Here is a 20,534-nt window from a genome sequence, read left to right as displayed (position 1 = left end):
CAGGCCGAGGAGCCTGCCGCCCTTGGCGGGGATTCGCGCCGGGCCAGGGCGATCTGCGCGCCGACCCCGGCCCCGAGCTCGGCCGCCGGCATCCCGGCGTCGGCCTGTTCACGGCGCTGCAGCAGATCGAACGCGACGGACAAACGTGCCTGACGGGCAGCCAGGGCGGATTTCGCGTCTTCCAGGGCCCGGATTTCAGCAATCAATTGCGCACCGTTCAGCTCAGCCACGTCGCCGCCCAGCGCCAGGCCGGCAGAGGCGTAGTCACACGCCACTTCTGCCAGAGCCCACGCGGTTGACTGAGTCCCGTCCATAGCTCAAGTGTCCCGGAAGGCTATGACATTATTGGCGGCCAAGAGAAGCCGGTCAACCGCGTCGGAGGCCATGGGGGAGCTTCCCATATGGGTCGGAGACGTCGGCACACGGCTAAGGACTAACCCACCTTCAAGTCGGGTCTTGACTGTGGCCGACGCGAAGCTCAGCTCCTTCACCCGCCGCAACAATTCAATCCGTCCTACGTTGCTCTTGGGCAAAGTAACGTCTTCAAGCGCGCGGCCGCACATCGCCAGCACGCTGCGGAGTTCTTCCGGCCCCTGGTTCCCGTCCATGAACCCACTCTCCCAGCGACCTCTGACAAGAAAGGGCGCGGCGAGGAGCCCTAGGAACTAGGCTGGAGCGGTGACCCGCCTCATTCTTGCCTCCCAGTCCCCCGCCCGCACCAAGCTGCTCACCGACGCCGGCATCCGGCACGAGATCCTCGTCTCCGATGTCGACGAGGGCGCCGTCCAGGCCCGCTACGGCGTCACGGATCCGCACGACACCGCCCTGCTGCTGGCCCGGGCCAAGGCCGAGGCCGTCGCCTCCCTGCCCGACGCCGACGGCGCGCTGGTGATCGGCTGCGATTCGGTGTTCGAGTTCGACGGCGAGGCGCACGGCAAGCCGTACACGGCCGACGTCGCCCGGGAGCGGATGCTCCGGATGAGCGGTAGCAAGGGCGTGCTGCACACGGGCCACTGGCTCGTCGACTGCCGCGACACCGAAGAGCCCGGGGAGTCCGGGACCGCCGGTTCCGGCGCAACCCTCGGACACGTCACCTCCGCCGAGGTCCACTTTATGGAGATGAGCACCGAGGAAATCGACGCCTACATCGCCACGGGCGAACCGCTGCAGTGCGCCGGCTCGTTCACGATCGACGGCTACGGCGGGGCCTTCATCCGCAAGGTCGACGGCGACCCGCACGCCGTCGTCGGGCTGTCCATTTCCACCCTCCGAGGGCTGCTGGGCCAGGCGCAGGTGGGCATCACTCAACTGTGGACCACCGGCGCCGCAGATCCCGCGGTATTGCGGGCGGAGTGAGCTAATTCGCAAGCCTTTGTAGCAACCCTACAAAGGCTGGGCGCTTTACGCGCGGAATCCGCAAGTAATATCGGCGGAACCCACAAAACCGCGCTAGGCTCCCTGAAGGAAAGAAGGAGACGCCTTGTCAGCAAATTCGGAGCAATCCGCAAATCCCGTGCAGCGATCAGCCCAAGAAGGCACCGCCGCAGCCACACGTCCCCTGAGCAAGGTGCTGATCGCCAACCGCGGCGAAATTGCGGTGCGCATCATCCGGGCCGCACGCGATGAGGGCATCGCCTCCGTGGCGGTCTATGCGGATCCGGACCGCGACGCCCTGCACGTCAGGCTCGCCGACGAGGCCTACGCGCTGGGCGGCAACACCGCCGCCGAGTCGTACCTCGTGATGGACAAGCTGATCGAGGTGGCCCACCGCTCCGGTGCCGACGCCATCCACCCCGGCTACGGCTTCCTGGCCGAGAACGCCGAGTTCGCCGCCAAGGTGATCGAGGCCGGCATCACCTGGATCGGGCCCTCCCCCGCCGCGATCTCCGCCTTGGGCGACAAAGTCCAGGCCCGCCACATCGCCGAGAAGGTCGGTGCGCCGCAGGTTCCCGGCACGGCCGACCCGGTGGAGTCGGCCGAGGAAATCCTCGAATTCGTTGACAAGTTCGGCCTGCCGGTCGCCATCAAGGCGGCCTTCGGCGGCGGCGGACGCGGCATCAAGGTGGCCCGCACCCGCGAGGAAATCCCCGAACTGTTCGAGTCCGCCGTCCGTGAGGCCGTCGCCGCCTTCGGCCGCGGTGAGTGCTTCATCGAGCGCTTCCTGGACGCCCCGCGGCACGTCGAAACCCAGTGCCTCGCCGACGCCCACGGCAACGTGGTGGTGGTCTCCACCCGCGATTGCTCGCTGCAGCGCCGCAACCAGAAACTCGTCGAGGAAGCCCCGGCCCCGTTCCTCACCGAGGAGCAGAACCGCCGGCTCTACGAATCCTCCAAGGCCATCCTCAAGGAAGCCGGCTACCTTGGCGCCGGCACCTGCGAGTTCCTCGTGGGCCAGGACGGCACCATCTCCTTCCTCGAGGTCAACACCCGCCTCCAGGTGGAGCACTGCGTGTCCGAGGAAGTCACCGGAATCGACCTCGTCCGCGAACAGTTCCGGCTGGCCCGCGGCGAGGAGCTCGGCTACGGGGACCCCGAGGTCCGCGGCCACTCGATCGAGTTCCGCATCACCGGCGAGGATCCGGGCCGGAACTTCATGCCCGCCCCCGGCACCATCACGCGGCTGTCAAACCCCACCGGCCCCGGTGTGCGGATCGACTCCGGCGTGGAACAGGGCGACGTCATCAGCGGCAACTTCGACTCCATGCTTTCCAAGCTGATCGTCACCGGCGCCACCCGCACCCAGGCTTTGCAGCGGTCCCGCCGCGCCCTCGAGGAGATGGTGGTGGAGGGCATCCCCACCGTCATTCCGTTCGACCTCGCCGTCGTCAGCAACCCCGATTTCGCTCCGGCCGAGGGTCCGTTCAAGGTCCACACCCGCTGGATCGAGACGGCCTTCGTCAACGACATCCCCGCCTGGACCCCCACCGGAACGGACGCTGAAGCGCCCGACGCCGGCGAACGCCAGCGCGTCGTCGTCGAGGTAGGCGGCAAACGCCTGGAGGTCGTCCTCCCGGCGTCGCTGGGCACCGGCGGCGGCTCAGCCGGCGCCAAGCCGGCCAAGGCGAAGAAGCGTTCCCGCAGCGGCGGCGCCGTCGCGGCTGCCAGCGGCAACGCGCTGACCTCCCCCATGCAGGGCACCATCGTGAAGGTGGCTGTCGGCGAGGGTGACCTCGTGACCGAAGGCGACCTTGTGGTTGTGCTCGAGGCCATGAAGATGGAGCAGCCGCTCACCGCGCACCGCACCGGAATCGTGATCGGACTGACCGCCGCTGCCGGCGAGACGGTCTCTGCCGGCGCCGTCATCGCGCTGATCGAGGACGCTGCCGCCGAGTAGCAGCACCGGCGGGACGGACGCGCGGGCGGGGCGCGGGCGCGCCTCTGGTGCCCGCGCGTCCCGCCCGTGCAGACTTGGTATGTGAAACCATTCCTGCTTCTCGCCTCCCGGGCCGAGGATGCCGCCGCCGAGAACGAGTACGAGGCCTACCTGCGCTACGGCGGACTTGAGCCCTCGCAGCTGAGGCGGATCCGGATGGAAGCGGGACCGCTGCCGGACTTGGAACTCTCCGACTACTCCGGCGTGATTGTGGGCGGGAGCCCGTTCACCTCCAGCGACCCCGCCGGGCACAAAAGCGATGTCCAGCACCGGGTGGAGCGTGAGCTTGCCGCCCTCCTGGACCGGATCGTGGCCCAGGACTTCCCCTTCCTCGGCGCCTGCTACGGGGTGGGCACGCTCGGCCGGCACCAGGGGGCCGTGATCGACCGGACGTACGGCGAGGGCCTCGGCGGCGTGACCATCAAGCTGACGGACGAGGGTCTGGTGGATCCGCTCCTGCGCGGGCTGCCGGATACCTTTACGGCCTTCACCGGCCATAAGGAAGCCTGCACCCTTCTGCCCTCCCATGCGGTGCTTCTGGCGAGTTCCGCCGCGTGCCCCGTGCACATGTTCCGGATCAAGACCAACCTGTACGCCACCCAGTTCCACCCGGAGCTGGACGCGGAAGGGCTGGTCACCAGGATCGACATCTACCGCCACGCCGGCTACTTCCCGCCCGAATCGGCCGAAATGCTGATGGAGGACGCCCGCCGGTTCTCCGCCACCGAACCGATGAAGATCCTCCGGAACTTCGTGGAGCTCTACGCGGGCTAACCGCGCCTACCCGGCACGCGTCCGACGACACGGAAATGCCCGGCGTGTTCAGCGAACACACCGGGCATCTCGGTTAACAACCGGGCTGGAGCGTCAGCCCCGGCCCGGGAACCTGCGTCAGGCTACGTTGTTGGTGTAGTCCAGGTCGCGGGTTTCCTTGCTCACGAACAGGGCGATCAGCGTCAGCACGGACATGGAGGCGAGGTAGACGCCCACCAGCACGGGGCTGCCCTTCGCCATCTCCCAGAGCCAGACGGCGATGAACGGGGCCACGGCCGCGCCCAGGATGCTGGAGAAGTTGTAGCTGATGGCGGAGCCGGTGTACCGGACGTTGGTCGGGAACAGTTCCGGCAACAGCGCACCCATGGGCCCGAAGGTCAGCCCCATCAGGGAGAAGCCGATGATCAGCAGGGCCATCGTGCCCACGAAGCCTGCGCTGAACAGCGGGACGAAGAGCAGGCCGAAGGCGAAGATGCCGAAGGTCACGGCGATCAGCATCTTGCGGCGTCCGTACTTTTCGGCCAACGGTCCGGACACCAGGGTGAAGATGCCGAAGAACACGACGCCGGCAATCAGCATCCAGAGGAAGTCGTTGCGGGTGTAGCCCAGGCCAGGGACAAATGCGGCCGCGGCGGCCTCGGTCATCGGCTTGCCGGCCTTCTCGGCGGCGGCCTTGGCGGCATCCAGGCTGGAGGCGCGGGTGCCGTAGGTCAGCGTGAACGTGGTCATCAGGTAGAAGAGCACGTACGTGGCGAGCATGATGAACGTGCCCAGGATCAGCTGGCGCCAGCTGGTCTTGAAGACCCGGGCGAGCGGCAGCTTGGCGACCTCTTTGGATTCGAGGACCTTGGTGAAGGCGGGGGTTTCGATCAGCTTGAGCCGGACGTAGAGGCCAATGATGACCATGACCGCGCTGAGCAGGAACGGCACACGCCAGCCCCATTCCATAAAGGCTTCGGGGGTCAGGGCGTAGCTGAAGACCAGGAAGATCACGTTGGCAATGATGAAGCCGATCGGCGCACCCAGCTGCGGGAACGTGCCGTAGATGGCGCGCTTGTTGGCCGGGGCGTTCTCCGTGGCCAGCAGGGCCGCGCCGCTCCATTCGCCGCCGAGGGCCAGGCCCTGGGCAAAGCGCATCACAACCAGCAGCGCCGGCGCCCAGAACTCCCAGCCCGGGACGAGCGCCGTCGGGAGGCAGCCGATAAGGAAGGTGGCGATACCCATCGTCAGCAGCGACGCCACCAGGGTGCCCTTGCGGCCGAACTTGTCACCGAAGTGACCGAAAACGATGGACCCAAGCGGACGGGCGATGAATGCGACGCCGAACACTGCGAAGGAGCTCAGCAGCTGGGTGGTTTCATTCTGCCCGGGGAAGAACAGCCGGGGGAAGACAAGCACAGCGGCGGTGGCGTACACGTAGAAGTCGTAGAACTCAACGGTGGTGCCTATCAGGCTGGCGACGATGACGCGGCCGCGCGAGTTCACCTGTTTGGCGGACCCATGCTCCGTGGATGTAGCAGTGGATGACATGTAGTAGCGCTTTCATGAAGACCGGACTGGTGCTGCTCGAAGCCGCCCGGATAAGGATACGTATGCTTACATATTAGTTCCGGGCGTCCAGTCAATGGACAAATGTTCCACTATTTGGACATACAGCGTTGTCTCACGTGGTGGTCATCACACTATGCCCCGCTTCCGGCCCTCACCCCGTCACAAACGCGCCGATAGGCAAACGTCACAGCACGTTAACAAACAGCGACGGTCCCGGAAACGCGGCATCCCTAACTTGGAAGGACAACATCCCCAAGGAGGTCCCCGTGACTGTTGAACGCACCGCAGATGCCCCAACCGGCATTTCCGCCGGTACTGCCCCTTCCATTTCTGCCGGCACCACCCTCGGCGGTCCCGCCCTTCAATTCCGCCCCGGCCGCTGGATCGCCAACTGGGACGCGGAAAACAAGGAACAGTGGGAGTCCCAAGGCCGCTCCATCGCCCGGCGCAACCTGAACTGGTCCATCTTCGCCGAGTTTCTGGGCTTCGTGGTCTGGCAGCTGTGGTCAATCGTGGTGGTCCAGCTCCCCGCGGCCGGCTTCACCTTCACCACGTCGGAAATCTTCTGGCTGATCTCCATGCCCAGCCTGGTGGGCGCCACCCTCCGGATCCCCTACACCTTTATGGTCCCCCGCTTCGGCGGCCGCAATTGGACGATCGTTTCGGCCCTGCTGCTGCTCATCCCGTCGATCGGGCTGGCACTGTGCGTTTCCAACCCCGAGACCCCGTTCGGCGTCATCTTGTTCGTGGCGGCACTGGCCGGCTTCGGCGGCGGCAACTTCGCCAGCTCCATGGCCAATATCACCTTCTTCTACCCGGCCCGCGAGAAGGGCTGGGCGCTGGGACTGAACGCCGCCGGCGGAAACCTCGGTGCCGCCGTCGCGCAGCTTGCCGTCCCGATTGCCATCACTCTCCTGGCCGCCGGCACCGTCAACCTGCCGATGGCCGGCTGGATGTGGGTTCCCCTCATCCTGATCGCCGCGTTCGGCGCCTGGAAGTACATGGACAACCTCACCAGCGCCAAGGGCGACGTCGCCGGCTCGCTCGCCGCGCTCAAGGAACCGCACCTGTGGATCATGGCGTTGCTGTACATCGGCACCTTCGGCTCGTTCATCGGCTTCGCCGGTGTGTTCCCCAAGCTCATCAAGGACTACTTCCCGGCCTTCTCCTCTATCGAAGTCGGAACCGTGGCACTGTCCCTCGCCTTCCTCGGCCCGCTGGTCGGCTCGCTGGCCCGCCCCTACGGCGGACGCATGGCGGACCGCATGGGCGGCGCCCGGATGACCGTCGCCGCGTTCGCCGCGATGGCCGTCATCACTCTGACCATGGTCTGGACCCTGCCGCTAAAAAACTTCTGGCTCTTCCTGGGCCTGTTCCTGCTGCTCTTCACGGCCAGCGGCTTCGGAAACGGTGCCACATACCGGATGATTCCCATCATCTTCGCCACCTCCAGCCGGGCCGCAAAGTCAGGCGCCAGCACCGTCACCACCCAGCGCCTGGCCTCCTCGGCCCTGGGCCTGATCTCGGCCATCGGCGCGTACGGCGGGTTCGTCATCCCGCAGGTCCTCAATGCCTCCAACACCGCCAGCGGCTCCTACACCCCGGCGTTCTACGGCTTCGTCGGCGCGTACGTCGTGATGCTGGCCGTCTGCTGGTTCTGCTACATCCGCAACGCCAACCGAAACGCGATGGGACACGTCTAATATGACCAACGGCGCCGCCACGCACTGCCCCTACTGCGCTCTGCAGTGCGCCATGACGCTGAGCACCCCAGCAGGCCTGACCCCGGCTTCGCAGCCAGGGTCGGGCCCCGTGCCGGAGCAGCCGGCCGCCGCTCTTGCAGACGCACCTCTCCTCGAGGTTTCCGGACGCGACTTCCCCACCAACCGCGGCGGACTCTGCCGCAAGGGCTGGACCTCGGCGTCGCTGCTGAACCATCCCGGCCGTGTCACCGAGCCGCTGCTCAAGGGCGCCGACGGCGTCCACCGCCCGATCGGCTGGGACGAGGCCCTGGACCGCATCACGGGCGCGGTGAAGGCAACCCGTGCCCGGTATGGGGCGGACGCCGTCGGAGTCTTCGGCGGCGGCGGGCTGACCAATGAGAAGGCGTACCAGCTGGGCAAGTTCGCCCGGCTGGCGCTGGGCACATCGCGGATCGACTACAACGGCCGGTTCTGCATGTCCTCTGCCGCCGCGGCCGGGATGCGCGCCTTCGGCCTGGACCGCGGCCTGCCGTTCCCGCTGGCAGACCTCGATTCCGCCAGCGCCATCCTGATGCTCGGCTCCAACGTCGCCGAGACCATGCCGCCGTTTGTCCAGCACCTGCAGGGCGCCCGCGACGCCGGCGGCCTGATGGTGGTGGACCCCCGCCGCTCCGCCACCGCAGCGTTCACCTCCGACGGCGGCGGCCTGCACCTGCAGCCGCTGCCCGGCACCGACCTCGCCCTGCTGCTGGGGCTCGCCCACGTGGTGATCCACGAGGGCCTCGCCGACGCCGGCTACATCGCGGCCCGCACCGCCGGCTACGACGCCCTGGTCCGCAGCGTGGCCTCCTACTGGCCCGAGCGCGTACAGTCCCTCACCGGCGTCCCGGCCGCGCTGATCCGCGACACCGCCCGCCGGCTGGCCGACGGCTCCCGCCGGGGCGGCAGCTACATCCTCACAGGCCGGGGCGTGGAACAGCACGTCGACGGTACGGACACCGCCACCGCCGCCATCAACCTCGCCCTGCTGCTGGGCCTCCCCGGCGCCGCACGCAGCGGCTACGGCACGCTCACCGGCCAGGGCAACGGCCAGGGCGGCCGCGAACACGGCCAGAAAGCGGACCAGCTCCCCGGCTACCGCAAGATCACCGATCCCGCCGCCCGCGCCCACATGGCCGCCGTGTGGGGCGTCCCGGAAGCGCTGATCCCCGGCCCGGGCCTGCCCGCCGTACAGCTGCTGAAGTCGCTGGGACAGCCCGACGGCGTCCGCTGCCTCTTCGTACACGGCGCCAACGTGGCGGTTTCCGCGCCGGACGCCAACGCCGTGATCGCCGGCCTGCGGAGCCTGGACTTCCTGGTGGTCTGCGACTTCTTCCTCTCCGAGACCGCCGCCGAGGCCGACCTCATCCTGCCGGTCACCCAGTGGGCGGAGGAGGAAGGCACCCTGACCAACCTCGAGGGCCGGGTGCTCCGCCGCCGCCGGGCCCTCGCTCCCCCGCCCGGGGTGCGCAGCGAGTTGTGGATCATGACCAGGCTGGCCGAGGCTCTGGAAGCCCCCTCCACGTTCAGCGAGGACCCGGAGACCGTGTTCGAGGAGCTCCGGCTGGCGTCCCAAGGCGGCCTGGCCGACTACTCCGGGATCGACTACGCCATGCTGGACCGGGGCGAAGCGGCCTACTGGCCCTACCCCGCCGGCAGCACCGGGACTCCGCGGCTGTTCCTGGACTCCTTCGCCCACGCCGACGGGCGGGCCGTGTTCACTCCGGTGACACCCCGCCGTCGTGCGTCGTCTTCGGCGTCGGGCACCGCGTCCGCCGCGGCGCACCGGGCCGGCGCTGGACGTGTCGGAGCGGACGGCGCCGGAACGGCAATGACCCTGGTCACCGGGCGCCTCATGGAGCACTACCAGTCCGGGGCGCAGACCCGCCGGGTGGCGGCACTGGCCGCGGCCCAGCCCGAAGCGCGGCTGCAGATCCATCCGGCGGCCGCCGCAGCACAGGGCATCGCCGACGGCGACGTCGTGTCGATTTCCAACGGGCGCGGCGAAGTCTCCTGCCGCGCCGAGCTGAGCACGGACATCCGGCCCGAAACGGTGTTCCTGCCGTTCCACTTCCCGGAACTGGAGAGCGCCAACCGCCTCACGGAGGCGGCCACGGATCCCATCTCCGGGATGCCGGAGTTCAAGTTCAGCCAGGTCTGGGTCAAGCCCGGCGCCGCCACTCTCCGCGCCGATGAACTGCAGAAGGAAGGTGCTTCATGACGGAGCGCATTGTTGTTGTGGGCTTCGGTCCGGTGGCCGCGCGGCTGGTCGACGAGCTGCTGCCGGCGGTCCGCAGCGGACTCGCCCATCTGACGGTCATCGGCGAGGAGGCCGAGGCCGCGTACAACCGCGTGCTCGTGGCGGACCTCGGGGTCGGCCGGACCACAGCGTCGGCCCTGGCCTTGTCCGACGCCGCCGCGCTGATCGCCGAGGGCGTCGACGTCCGGCTGGGCGTCCGCGTCCGCCGCGTGGACCGTGCCCGGCAGCAGCTGGTCCTCAGCGACGGCACCGCCCCCGGCTACGACCGGCTGGTCTTCGCCACTGGCTCCCGCCCCGTGATCCCCAACCTCACCGGCCTCAACCCCGACCCGGCCGCGCCGGTGCTGCCGGCCGGCGTGACGGCGCTCCGGGACCTGCGCGACGCCTCGGTGCTGCAGGCCGCGGTTGCCGGCGGCAAGCGCGTGGTGGTCCTCGGCGGCGGCGTGCTGGGCCTCGAGACGGCCCTCGCCGCGGCCGAGGAAGGCGCCACGGTGACCGTGGTGCACAACGGCCCGCACCCGCTGGGCCGCAACATCGACCGCGGCGGCGGCGCGGTGCTCGCCGCGTCCCTGCGGAACTGCGGCGTGCGGGTGGCCGGCAACGCCCGCTCCACCGGCGTCGAACACAACGCGCCCGACGGCGGCTTCTCGGCGCTGCTGCTCGACGACGGGTCCGCGATCGACGGCGACTTGCTGGTGCTCTCCTGCGGCGTCCGGCCGCGGACCGAACTCGCGGAAGGCTGCGGACTCTCGACGGCGGCCGGGATCCTGGTGGACCACAAGCTCAGGGCGCACCACGAACCGCACATCTTCGCGATCGGCGACTGCGCGGAAGTGCGCTGCCCCGACCCGGACTGCCTCGAGTGCCGCACCGCGCGCGGTCCGTCCGGGCTGGTGGGCCCGGGCTGGCGGCAGGCCGAATGGCTCGCCGAATACCTGTCGCTGCTGGCCGCCGGATCTCCGGAGGCTGAGCTGCTGCCGGCACTGCCGGCGGAACTGCCAGGCGTTATTGTGCTCAAGGCCCGTGGCATGAACATGGCCGTGGCCGGGGATGTTTCCGCGGATCCGTGGGACGAGGAGGTGCTGTCTGCGGGGGCAGCGGACGGCCGCCCTCGGTTGCAGATCGCCCAGTGGGCCGATCCCGAGCACGGCCGCTACGTGAAGATGACCACCCGCGCCGGGGTGCTCGAAGGCCTGGTGTCGGTGGGCATGCCCCGCTCGGCGGCCGAGCTGGTGCAGCTGTTCGAGCGCGGTGCGGAGCTCCCGGCGGACCGGTCGCTGCTGCTGCGCCTGGACGGCCCGGACCAGGCGGCGGCGTCCGGCGCGGCCGACCCCGAGCGCACGGTGTGCCGGTGCGCCGGGGTGAGCGGGACGGCCATTGCCTCCGCCGTTTCCGGTGGTTGCGGGTCGGTGGCCGAGGTTTCCGGGGCCACCCGTGCCGGGACGGGGTGCGGCGGCTGCCATGACGACATCAAGGGGATCATCGAAACACACTTTCAGGGGGCCGTAGCCTGACGGCTGCCGACGCCGTCACCACCCACCGCGGGTCGGCGTATGCCCCTTGCGGGCGTCGTCGGGCATGGCCATTTCGGCCCGCAGGCCCAGGAGCCGGATCGGACGGCCCGCTTCGATTCCGGCGGCGAGGTCCAGGGCCCGCGCGAGGATTTCGTTCCGGTCGAAGGTCTCGGGAATCTTCCTCGCGTGGGTTTTGGTGAAGAACGGCGCGTACCGCACCTTGAGGGTCAGCCCGACCACGGGCCGGCCTTCGGCCACAACATCCTCAAGGACACGCGCGGTCAGCTCCCTCACGGCGTCGTCCACCTGGGCGGGCTCGGTCAGGTCGCGCTGGAAGGTGGTCTCCCGGCTGTGCCCGCGGGCAACCCACGGGGTGTCGTCCACAACGCTGGAGCCGTCACCGCGTCCGAGCTCCGCGTACCAAGGACCCATCCTGGGGCCGAACTCCGGGACCAGGTCCTGGGGGTCGGCCGCGGCGAGCTCGGCGACGGTGTTGATGCCGAGTTTGGCCAGCCGGCCCGACACCTTGGTTCCGACGCCCCACAGATCCTTGGTGGGCAGACTGCCCATGACGTCGAGCCAGTTCCCGGAGGTGAGCCGGAAGACGCCGGCCGGCTTGCCGAAACCGGTGGCCACCTTGGCCCGGACCAGGGTGTCGCCGATGCCCACGCTGCAATGCAGCTGCGTTCGCTCCAGGACAGCGGCCTGCACCTGCCGGGCGTAGGCTTCCGGATCTTCTGTTTCAATGCCTACAAAGGCTTCATCCCAACCCAGCACCTGCACGGTGGCGCCGGGCTGCGCGCGCAGGGTAGCCATCACCGTCTCGGACGCCGCGAGGTAAGCCTCGTGGTCGACGGGCAGGATCACGGCGTCGGGCACCTTCCGGGCCGCAATGCGCAAGGGCATACCGGAACCCACGCCGAATGCCCTGGCTTCGTAGGATGCGGTCGACACCACAGCTCGTTCCGTGGGGTCGCCCCGACCGCCGACGATGATCGGTTTGCCCGCAAGCTCCGGGCGCCGGAGCACTTCGACCGCCGCGATGAACTGGTCGAGATCGACGTGCAGCACCCACCGGATTCCGCTCACGGCACCAGTCTGCCCTAAACATCCCCGGCAAGCATCGGCTCCCCACCAAGCTTGGCCGCGGTGAGGCGTCCCGGAACTTCAGGGGGCTTCCCTCGGTGGTCAAATGGGCCATTCTCCCCTTGCCAGTCCCTCTCCACCGGCGTCTACTGAGTCTAGATTCCGTTCATCCGCAGGAGGTATCCCATGAACGTCCCGGTCATTCTGGCTGTCGGCGCGATCGCTGTGGTCGCAGTCGTTATGTTTATGACGCGCGAGAAGGATCCCCAGCAGCGGGCCGTGGCGCTGCAACGAACCGGTGCGGCCGTAATGGCCGTGTTCACGGTTCTTGCGGCCATCTTCATTGCCGGCTACGCCCTGCAGGATCCGGGCGGAAATGCCGGGCTGCTCATGACTCTCGCGTGGGTTGTGCCGATGCTTGTCCTCGCCGTCGCGGCCTGGTTCTGGCCGGCGCCCACCGCTCCCCTGCTGCTCGCCCTCGCTTCGGCGTTCATCGCTGCCTGCGTGTGGCTGGCCTTCGATCCCGCGGCCCTGCGCGAGTTCATCAGCGAGAACGGTCCCGTCATCGCCGTCAGCGTCGTCGCCCTGGCGTTCCCGGCCGCTGTGCTCGGGCTGCGGCGCGCAGCCCTGGCCGGCTGGCTGCTCGTGGCCCTGGGTGTGTTGCCGCTGCTCATCACGATTATCGGAAGGTCGGGCGGGATTTCATCGCTCGCCGCGGCAAGCGTGGTTCCGCTGATCGCCGGGATCAGCTATCTTGTCTCCGCCCGGATGGCGAGCGGCAGCACGTCGCCGGGGAATCAGCGGGCGGCCGCTGCCTAGGAACGGCCGGACATCTGCGCGTCACAGGAATCGGGCCTCGCACGCATGGCGGGTAGCATCGGGGCCATGAGCGCCGACGACGACGACATCACCGAAGAGCTGTTGGCTGACGCCCCGAAGCTGACCGGGCTGAGCCTGGAATTGCTGGGACTCGACCCGCACCCGGATGACATGACTCCGGAGCAGCGGCTCCAGTTCGAGCCGGAGGACCTGGACGAGATGGCCGCCGTGTCGCCGGAAGACCGCCAAAAGTCCGTGAGCCAGACCCGGCTGCTGGCCGGGCTCCTGTGGAACTCGTCGAGCATCCTCATCGACCAGCTCTTCCGCGATCTGGGAACGCTGAGCGACCTCGAGGAGGTCACCCCGTCCGACGTTGCCGGCACCTCGGTGCTGTCCTCGCTGCCGCCGCAGTTCGCCGCCAGTTACGACGCAAAATTCACCCAGAAGTTCATCGTCGTCGCCGCTGACGTCACGGCGGCCCTGGTCCGGGGCTGGACTGCCCCAGGTTGCCTCGCCGGTGAACTCGCCGTCCGCTGCCTGCTCGATCAGGCGGAGATCACTGAGGACATCTACGAACTCGATCTCCCGGATGACTGGCGGGAACAGGTTGAGGAAGTCCTGCTGGAGGACGCGGACAGCCAGGCACTGTACTCGGACAACCTCGACGTCCTCGAGGACGACGCCGACATGCTGGGCGTCGAGCACTGGTTCGAGCCCGTCAGCGCCGGGGATACGGTCCCGCCGTACGCCTGGTCTGAGCCGACGCCCTAGGCCCGATCCGACGCCTCAAGCCTGACCGGACGCTTCAAGCCTGACCGGACGGGGCCGCCAGGCGCGCCAGGAAGTCCTCGGTGAAACGCTGGACGCCGTCCCATTCGGTGTAGACGTAGTCACGGGAGGTGTCCGTGTCCAGGGACCCCTTGTCGCTGGCGATCTTCTTCATGACGTGCTTCTTGATAAAGCCGTAGTGGGTGTAGAGCAGGGCGCCGGCGAACAACCCGACGTGGGCGGGCCGCCATCCCGTCTCCTCCTCGAACTTCTCCACGTAGCCCTCGGCGTTTTGCTCGTCTCCGTGGGCCGCCAGGCTGACCGACACCAGGGCTGACTGGAGCCGCTCAAGCTCTCCGCGGTTCTTCTTCACAAAGTCCGTGACATGGCCTTCGTGCTTGCCCATGTGCACGGACGCCGCGACGATAACGCCGTCGTAGCCGTCCGGGAGGGCGTCCCCGGAGCGCTTGAGATCCACCGCGTCGGCGAGGTGGCCGTGGGCCCGGATCAGTTCGGCAATGTACTCCGCGATCTGGGCAGTCTGTCCCTCGACGGTCCCGTACGGGATATAGATGTTGGCCATGGTCCATGGTGTCCGTGCCGGCCACAGAAGGGCTAGGGCCGAACGTCCCCGCGCCCAAGCGGACTCCGCCCGACGGTGAGACCTACGCTGCGGGGTCGAAGGGCTCGAACACTGACGAGCCGATCATGAAGATGCCGCGCTGCGGGATCCAGAAGTCTCCGAGCCTGTCCTGAACGGGCAGCGCCGAGGCCTGTCCCAGGTTGCGCCCCTGCAAGTGCGCTGTGCTCCCGCGGACAAACCACATCTGCCGCGGGCGCGCACCAAAGGTCTGGCCGTTTGGCACCCTTCCCGTCAGTCCGATATGCCCGGCCCCCAGCACCGGTCCTGCCGCAGCCCCCATGGCGCGCAGGAACATCCTGTTGCGCCACAGCCGCTCCGGCACCGACGTGGCCACCGCCGACATTATCCGGGTGATCGGCGTTGCGGCCAGCGTGACGTCCCAGCTCAAGTCCAGCCCGTCTCCGACGTCCACGCTGAACGAGTAGTCGTCACGCCACCGGATGGAGATTCCGCGCGTGGACACTGATCCGAGGGCGTTGCCGAAGTAGCGGGGACAGGAGGACCCGGGACCGGTGGTGCTGTGCATCGTCCAGGCGCCCGACGGTTCGCGGATCCAGACCGAGGTGTAGCCCGGGCCGACGGACGAGGCGGGAAAATGCCGCAGGGCGAGGATGTAGCCGGAGCTGAACGGAACGCCCATAACGCCGTAGCCGGCGAACCGTTCTTCCGGGCCGGAGGGCAGCGCGAGGTTGCGTTCCACAGACTCAGCCAGGGTGCGCGGACTCTGCATGGCGGTGGCCTCCGTAGTGCTACATATGGACGTGCAGGCGCCGTGCAGCTTCGGAGATGGAGCCGCTCAGCGAGGGGTACACCGTAAAGGTGCTGGCGACGTCGTCGACGTGCAGTTTCTGGGTGACCGCGAGGGAGATCGCGAAGATCAGCTCGGACGCGTTCGGACCCACCACAACGCCGCCGATCACGGTGCCGGAGCCCTTGCGGGCGAAGATCTTGATGAAGCCGTCGCGGTGGTTGCGCATTTTGGCGCGGGCGTTGCTGCGCAGCGAGAGCTTCACGACGTCGGCCTGGTACTTTCCGGACTCGATCTCCGCCTCGGAGACGCCCACGTTCGCGATCTCGGGCGAGGTGAAGATGTTGGACGCGACCTGGTGCAGCTTCAGCGGGGTGACACTGTCGCCCAGGAAGTGGGCGATCGCGATCCGGCCCTGCATGGCGGCCACGGAGGCCAGCGCCAGCACGCCGGTGCAGTCGCCGGCGGCGTAGATGTTCGGCGCCGTGGTGCGGGAGACGCCGTCGACCTTGATGTGCCCGCTCTCGGTGAGCGCCACGCCGGCCTCCTCGAGGCCGATCCCGGCGGTGTTGGGGATGGACCCGACGGCGACCAGGCAGTGGCTGCCGGTGACCTGGGAGCCGTCGCCGAGGGTGACGATGACGCCGTCGTCGGTGCGCTCCACGGTCTCGGCCCGGGCCCGGGAAAGGACCTTGACGCCGCGGCGCTCGAAGACGCCCTCCAGGACCTCGGCGGCGTCGGTGTCGGAACCGGGCAGCACGCGGTCGCGGCTGGAAATCAGGGTGACCTTGGAACCGAGGCCGTTGTAGGCCGAGGCGAACTCGGCGCCGGTCACGCCGGAGCCGACCACAATCAGGTCCTCGGGGAGTTCGTCCAGGTTGTAGATCTGCGCCCAGTTCAGGATCCGCACGCCATCCGGGCGGGCGGTGGGGAGTTCACGCGGGTGGGCGCCGACGGCCAGCAGGATCGCGTCTGCCTCGATGACCTCGGTGCCGTCGACGGTGAGAACCTCGATGGTGTGGTTGTCCAGCATCCTGCCGGAGCCGATCATGATCCGGACGTCCTGGTTCTCCAGGCCCTTCTGGATGTCGTTGGACTGCTGACGGGCCAGCCGCAGCAGCCGGTCGTTGATGTGCTTGAGGTCCGCGCGCATCGTCGGGGTGCAGTCGCCGCCGTCGAGGTCGAACTTGACGCCGAGCTCGCCGGCCTCGCCGACGCGGGTCATCAGGTCCGCCGTCGCAATCAGCGTTTTGGACGGCACAACGTCGGTCAGCACCGCAGAGCCGCCGAGGCCCGCGCGTTCAATGATGGTGACCTTCGCGCCGAGTGAGGCGGCGACCATGGCGGCTTCGTAGCCGCCGGGCCCTCCGCCGAGGATAGCGATGCGGGGCGAGCTGAAATCGGGATGCGTAGTCACAATCAGCCATTGTCCACCATCCGGACCGGCACCACCAAGAATCCGGGGACAGCCCGGCACCGGGCACCGCGGTTGGAGGGCGCCGGGAGCGGGGCCGGGCAGGGTGCTGGGCAGCATGCCGCGGGCACGATAACTTGTACCGGTGAGTACAACAGAATTCCTGAACACAGACCCCTTCGACGCCGCCCGCGCCGCCGCCGACTATATTGCCGAAGAGACGGGCGTGGACGCGCACGACGTCGCCCTGGTGCTCGGCTCGGGCTGGGGCGACGCCGCCGAACTGATCGGCGAGACCACCGCCACCCTTTCCGCGGATGAAGTCCCCGGCTTCTCCTCCCCCTCGGTGGTGGGCCACGTCGGCACCATCCGCTCCGTGCTGACCAAAGAAGGCAAACGCGCCCTGGTCCTTGGCGCGCGCACCCACTACTACGAGGGCAAGGGAGTCCGCTCCGTCGTCCACGGCGTCCGCACGGCCGCGGCGGCCGGCTGCAAGACCCTCGTCCTGACCAACGGGTGCGGGGGCCTCAACGAGGACTGGACGCCCGGCACGCCCGTGCTGATCAGCGACCACATCAACCTCACCGCAACCTCACCGCTCGAAGGCGCCACGTTCGTGGACCTCACCGACCTGTACTCCTCCCGGATCCGCGGCCTGGCCCGCGAAGTCGACCCCTCGCTGGACGAGGGCGTCTACGCCCAGTTCACCGGCCCGCACTACGAAACCCCTGCCGAGGTGCAGTACGCCAAGCGGATCGGCGCGGACCTGGTGGGCATGTCCACCGCGCTCGAGGCCATCGCCGGCCGCCACGCGGGCATGGAGGTCTTCGGCATCTCGCTGGTGACCAACCTCGCCGCCGGCATCAGCCCCGTGCCGCTGAGCCACGAGGAAGTCCTCGAAGCCGGCCAGGCCGCAGGCCCGCGCATCTCCCGGCTGCTCGCGGAGATCATCGCGAAGCTCTGAGGTCCCGCTCGAAGGGCCGTGCCCTGAGGGCCCGGCTCCCGGCTCAGCTCCTCCCGGCTCAACTCCCGGGCACGAGGTAGCGCACGGCCTTTTCCTTGTCCTGCGGGAAGCGCCGTTCCATCGAGTCGGCGATCCCGGCGATGGTCTGCCGGGCCAGTGCCTGCCGCCAGGCGAGTTCGGCCTGGCGCATGGCCTGGGAGATCAGGCAGGTCCGGACGAAGTTCTGCTCCGTGTCGGCGTCCGGGACGTTGGCCAGGATGCCATCGCAACGGAACACCGGATCGGGCCCCTCCAGGGCCAGCACTATGTCCAGGACGGTGACGTTTTCCGGCCTGCGCGCCAGGTGGAAGCCGCCGCGCGGGCCGGAGACGGAGCTGAGGATCCCGGCACGGACCAGCGCCTGGAGCTGCTTGTTGAGGTAGGGGCCCGGGAGCTTGTAGTACTCCGCCAGCCGGGCGCTGTTGACTGCCTCGCCGGCCGGTGTCCACGCCATATTGACGCAGCTGTGCACCGCCCATTCCACTCCACGGCCCATCTTCATATTCCAGACGTTACGTGTCCGGAAAATTCGCTGTCAAGGGCAGGCGGCCAGGACGGCCGTGATCGATCTGTAAGGCGCACTCTCGCTTGTCGAGGAAGGCATCCGCGCCGATTGGCGCTAGTTTGGTTCCTATGACGTCTTCTGATGCCGAACTGACCCGCCTGCTGAGCGACGCCCGCACCTGGGCGGCCCAGGACCCGGATCCCGCCACCGCCGCCAGCCTGACCGAACTGGTCCGGCTCGCCGACGGCGGCACCGCCGCAGCGCGTCAGGAGCTCGCCGACAGCTTCAGCGGGACCCTGCAGTTCGGCACCGCGGGCCTGCGGGCGGCCCTCGGCCCGGGTCCCAACCGGATGAACCGCGTGGTGGTGCGCCGCGCCGCCGCCGGGTTCACCGCCTTCCTGACCGACGCCGTCGCGCAGGCCGCCCCCGGTACCCGGCCGCGCGCCGTCGTCGGCTTCGACGCCCGGTACAACTCGGACATCTTTGCGCAAGAAACCGCGGCCATCCTCACCGCCGCCGGCGTCGAGACGTTCCTGATGCCGTCCGCCTTGCCCACCCCGCTGCTCGCCTATGCCGTGCGGGCGCTGGAATGCGACGGCGGCGTGATGGTCACCGCCAGCCACAACCCTCCCCAGGACAACGGGTACAAGGTCTACCTGGGCCGGCACGCCGTCGAGGAGAGCGGACGCGGCGCGCAAATCGTGGCGCCGTACGACGCCCTGATCGCCGCCAAGATCGACGCCGTTGGTGAGCTGTCCGGCGTCGCCCTGGCCACGGAGGGGTGGACCACCCTGGATCCGTCCATCGCGGCCGACTACGAGGCAGCCGTCGCGGCGCTGGCCGTCCCGGAGCACTTCCCGGCCCGCGACCTCAGGATCGTCCTGACCCCCATGCATGGCGTGGGGGGCGAGACCGCGGTGGCGGTGCTCAACGCCGCCGGCTTTGCCGATGTCACATTGGTGAGCGAGCAGGCTGAACCGGACCCCGACTTCCCCACGGTGGCCTTCCCGAACCCGGAAGAGCCCGGCGCCCTGGACCTGGCCCTCGAAACCGCCGTCGGCGTGGACGCTGACATCGTGATCGCCAACGACCCCGACGCCGACCGCGCGGCGGTGGCCGCGAAGGATCCGGACACCGGCGCCTGGCGCATGCTGCGCGGCGATGAGGTGGGCGTCCTGCTGGGTGCGCACATCGTGGCGCGGCTGGCAGCCGGCGGCGGCACCGGCACCGCCGGAGAAACCGCCACGGGGGTGTTCGCGAATTCGATCGTGTCCTCGCGATTGCTCGCGCGGATCGCGGCTGCCGCGGGCTACGCCCATGAGGAAACCCTCACCGGCTTCAAGTGGATTGCCCGTGTTCCCGGGCTGCTCTACGGCTACGAGGAGGCGCTCGGTTACTGTGTGGCCCCTTCCCTGGTCCGGGACAAGGACGGGATCTCCGCCGCCGTGCTGATCGCTGAATTCGCGGCAGCGGCCAAAGCCGGGGGCAAGACGATCTTCGACACCCTCGACGAGCTGTACCTGGTACACGGACTGCATGCCAGCGACCAGCTCAGCATCCGGGTCGCGGACCTGGGCCTGCTGGACGCCATGATGAACCGGCTGCGCGTCAGCCCGCCGGAATCCTTCGGCGGCTCCGCCGTCGAGACCGCCACGGACCTCGCCGTGGGCAGCGCCCATCTCCCGCCCACGGACGGCCTGCTGTACCTCACGAGGGACGGCAGCCGCATCATCATCCGCCCCAGCGGAACCGAGCCCAAGCTCAAGTGCTACCTGGAGGTCATCCGCAATGTCGGCTCGGCCGCCGAACTGCCCGAGGCGCGGCACGAGGCCCGCACCGCGCTGGACGCCGTCCTGGCGGACGTCCGTGAGGCGCTGGGGCTCTAACACCCGGGGTCAACTCCTAGAGCTCGACCTCAATGTACCCGCCCACAATCCGGGTACCGAAGGTTTGGAGCCGGAGTTCCGGGGTGCCCAGGCACTCTCCTGTCCCAAGGTCATAGACCTCCTTGTGCAGCGGTGAAGCGAGCGTCGGGCGGGAGCCGCGGGATCCGGTAATCCCGCGGGCCATGACGTACGCCCCGGTGGCCGGATCCTCCTGGGTGACGGCGTAGACCTCACCGGACACCGTGCGGAACAACGCCACCTGGCGGCCGGCAATCAGCGCGGCCTCACCCCAGGCCGGTTCCAGATCCTCCACGGCGCACACACGGTGCCAGCCGGTCCCATGGCTGGGGTGTTCAACAAAGCTCCGTGCTGCGCTCTCAAGTACGGCAGTCATTTCGGCCCCTTTCTGATACATCTCTAACGGGCTCAGGCGCTCCTGCGGCCACAT

At 68.7% G+C, this 20,534-nt stretch carries 18 protein-coding genes and 1 pseudogene; 10 read left to right on the top strand and 9 right to left on the bottom strand.

Annotated features, from left to right (window positions below; translation table 11 throughout):
- Window positions 1-314, bottom strand: a pseudogene (locus ASE96_RS17250) (HNH endonuclease); the annotation flags it as partial.
- A gap of 3 nt (window positions 315-317) precedes the next feature.
- Entirely contained in the window at window positions 318-608 is a 291-nt protein-coding gene (locus ASE96_RS17245; protein WP_056433247.1) for a hypothetical protein, read from the bottom strand.
- Between the two features lie 70 nt (window positions 609-678).
- On the opposite strand from ASE96_RS17245, the gene ASE96_RS17240 reads away from it, so the two are divergent.
- The 3 genes from ASE96_RS17240 to ASE96_RS17230 all read left to right on the top strand — a co-directional run bounded on the left by ASE96_RS17240 (window position 679) and on the right by ASE96_RS17230 (window position 4,147).
- Window positions 679-1,356: a Maf family protein gene (locus ASE96_RS17240; protein WP_056433246.1), complete on the top strand. Its 678-nt coding sequence runs from the start codon at window positions 679-681 to the stop codon at window positions 1,354-1,356.
- A gap of 157 nt (window positions 1,357-1,513) precedes the next feature.
- Window positions 1,514-3,334 (top strand): acetyl/propionyl/methylcrotonyl-CoA carboxylase subunit alpha, encoded by a 1,821-nt coding sequence (locus ASE96_RS17235; protein ID WP_056433294.1) that lies wholly within the window; start codon window positions 1,514-1,516, stop codon window positions 3,332-3,334.
- 81 nt (window positions 3,335-3,415) lie between these two features.
- Complete coding sequence (locus ASE96_RS17230) at window positions 3,416-4,147, top strand: glutamine amidotransferase (protein WP_056433245.1); 732 nt, start codon at window positions 3,416-3,418, stop codon at window positions 4,145-4,147.
- Window positions 4,148-4,264: 117 nt separating this feature from the next.
- Here the strand turns inward: ASE96_RS17230 and ASE96_RS17225 are convergent, their stop codons facing one another.
- Window positions 4,265-5,677, bottom strand: a complete 1,413-nt coding sequence (locus ASE96_RS17225) for an MFS transporter (protein WP_056433244.1) — start codon at window positions 5,675-5,677, stop codon at window positions 4,265-4,267.
- Window positions 5,678-5,964: 287 nt separating this feature from the next.
- On the opposite strand from ASE96_RS17225, the gene ASE96_RS17220 reads away from it, so the two are divergent.
- Genes ASE96_RS17220 through ASE96_RS17210 form a run of 3 tightly spaced genes read left to right on the top strand, consistent with a single transcriptional unit; the run spans window position 5,965 to window position 11,214 of the window.
- Window positions 5,965-7,401: an MFS transporter gene (locus ASE96_RS17220; protein ID WP_056433242.1), complete on the top strand. Its 1,437-nt coding sequence runs from the start codon at window positions 5,965-5,967 to the stop codon at window positions 7,399-7,401.
- A gap of 1 nt (window position 7,402) precedes the next feature.
- Window positions 7,403-9,661 (top strand): molybdopterin oxidoreductase family protein, encoded by a 2,259-nt coding sequence (locus tag ASE96_RS17215; protein WP_056433241.1) that lies wholly within the window; start codon window positions 7,403-7,405, stop codon window positions 9,659-9,661.
- The gene (locus ASE96_RS17210; protein ID WP_056433240.1) at window positions 9,658-11,214 is read left to right on the top strand and encodes an FAD-dependent oxidoreductase; all 1,557 of its coding nucleotides are present in this window, start codon (window positions 9,658-9,660) and stop codon (window positions 11,212-11,214) included. The genes ASE96_RS17215 and ASE96_RS17210 overlap by 4 nt, the downstream gene beginning before the upstream one ends.
- Before the next feature lie 15 nt (window positions 11,215-11,229).
- Here ASE96_RS17210 and ASE96_RS17205 read toward each other — a convergent pair whose 3' ends face one another.
- The gene (locus ASE96_RS17205; protein WP_442853910.1) at window positions 11,230-12,303 is read right to left on the bottom strand and encodes a DNA polymerase IV; all 1,074 of its coding nucleotides are present in this window, start codon (window positions 12,301-12,303) and stop codon (window positions 11,230-11,232) included.
- A 183-nt stretch (window positions 12,304-12,486) separates the two neighbouring features.
- Between ASE96_RS17205 and ASE96_RS17200 the strand changes: the two genes are divergently transcribed.
- The gene (locus ASE96_RS17200) at window positions 12,487-13,119 is read left to right on the top strand and encodes a hypothetical protein (RefSeq protein ID WP_056433239.1); all 633 of its coding nucleotides are present in this window, start codon (window positions 12,487-12,489) and stop codon (window positions 13,117-13,119) included.
- Window positions 13,120-13,185: 66 nt separating this feature from the next.
- Complete coding sequence (locus ASE96_RS17195; protein ID WP_056433288.1) at window positions 13,186-13,890, top strand: hypothetical protein; 705 nt, start codon at window positions 13,186-13,188, stop codon at window positions 13,888-13,890.
- Window positions 13,891-13,924: 34 nt separating this feature from the next.
- Here ASE96_RS17195 and ASE96_RS17190 read toward each other — a convergent pair whose 3' ends face one another.
- The 3 genes from ASE96_RS17190 to ASE96_RS17180 form a co-directional block, all read right to left on the bottom strand.
- Window positions 13,925-14,470 carry a flavodoxin domain-containing protein gene (locus tag ASE96_RS17190; RefSeq protein ID WP_056433238.1) on the bottom strand — a complete coding sequence of 182 codons (546 nt, stop codon included), beginning with the start codon at window positions 14,468-14,470 and terminating at the stop codon, window positions 13,925-13,927.
- An 82-nt stretch (window positions 14,471-14,552) separates the two neighbouring features.
- Entirely contained in the window at window positions 14,553-15,260 is a 708-nt protein-coding gene (locus ASE96_RS17185) for a hypothetical protein (protein ID WP_056433237.1), read from the bottom strand.
- A gap of 19 nt (window positions 15,261-15,279) precedes the next feature.
- Entirely contained in the window at window positions 15,280-16,695 is a 1,416-nt protein-coding gene (locus ASE96_RS17180) for an NAD(P)H-quinone dehydrogenase (protein ID WP_056433232.1), read from the bottom strand.
- A 142-nt stretch (window positions 16,696-16,837) separates the two neighbouring features.
- Between ASE96_RS17180 and ASE96_RS17175 the strand changes: the two genes are divergently transcribed.
- Complete coding sequence (locus ASE96_RS17175) at window positions 16,838-17,656, top strand: purine-nucleoside phosphorylase (protein WP_056433231.1); 819 nt, start codon at window positions 16,838-16,840, stop codon at window positions 17,654-17,656.
- 58 nt (window positions 17,657-17,714) lie between these two features.
- Here ASE96_RS17175 and ASE96_RS17170 read toward each other — a convergent pair whose 3' ends face one another.
- Window positions 17,715-18,197 carry an RrF2 family transcriptional regulator gene (locus ASE96_RS17170; protein WP_056433228.1) on the bottom strand — a complete coding sequence of 161 codons (483 nt, stop codon included), beginning with the start codon at window positions 18,195-18,197 and terminating at the stop codon, window positions 17,715-17,717.
- Between the two features lie 131 nt (window positions 18,198-18,328).
- Between ASE96_RS17170 and ASE96_RS17165 the strand changes: the two genes are divergently transcribed.
- A complete protein-coding gene (locus tag ASE96_RS17165; RefSeq protein WP_056433225.1) occupies window positions 18,329-20,086 on the top strand; it encodes a phospho-sugar mutase in 1,758 nt (585 codons plus the stop codon).
- 16 nt (window positions 20,087-20,102) lie between these two features.
- Here the strand turns inward: ASE96_RS17165 and nirD are convergent, their stop codons facing one another.
- Window positions 20,103-20,480 (bottom strand): nitrite reductase small subunit NirD, encoded by a 378-nt coding sequence (nirD, locus tag ASE96_RS17160; protein WP_056433222.1) that lies wholly within the window; start codon window positions 20,478-20,480, stop codon window positions 20,103-20,105.
- Between the last annotated feature and the right edge of the window lie 54 nt (window positions 20,481-20,534).

The sequence above is a fragment of the Arthrobacter sp. Leaf69 genome (genome assembly GCF_001422645.1).
Lineage (GTDB): Bacteria > Actinomycetota > Actinomycetes > Actinomycetales > Micrococcaceae > Arthrobacter.
Note: the sequence above shows the minus strand (reverse complement) of the source record. Positions and strands in the feature narration are given on the sequence as shown.